Source organism: Mesorhizobium sp. M5C.F.Ca.ET.164.01.1.1 (assembly GCF_004792125.1).
In the GTDB taxonomy this organism is placed as follows: Bacteria; Pseudomonadota; Alphaproteobacteria; order Rhizobiales; family Rhizobiaceae; genus Mesorhizobium; species Mesorhizobium wenxiniae.
Genome location: NZ_SRTG01000654.1, coordinates 1 through 278, shown reverse-complemented (window position 1 = coordinate 278; position 278 = coordinate 1). Strand labels below are relative to the sequence as shown.

Annotated in this window: 1 pseudogene; it reads left to right on the top strand. The window is 64.4% G+C overall.

The window, feature by feature from the left end:
- Positions 1-278 (top strand): annotated as a pseudogene (locus tag EN807_RS35160) (sugar ABC transporter substrate-binding protein); the annotation flags it as partial.

Sequence of the window (278 nt, the reverse complement as noted above, 5' to 3'; positions counted from 1 at the left end):
GCCGCAAAGGTGGTCGAGACCCGAGGCCTCACCGGCAAAGTTGGCATCACCGTCGCCGATGGCTCGCCCACCACCATTGCGCTGCTGAAGAAGGGGGCGATCCAGGGCATCTTCTTCCAGGAGGCGGTCGGCCAAGGCATCGACGGCACCCAGCAAGTCTACAACGCCCTGACGGGAGGCAAGGTGACCCAGGATCTGGCCCTGGTGATGCCATTGGTCACCGCCGACAAGGTCGACAGTCCCGAGGCGAAGAAGGTTATCGCCCGCGTTTTCCCCCC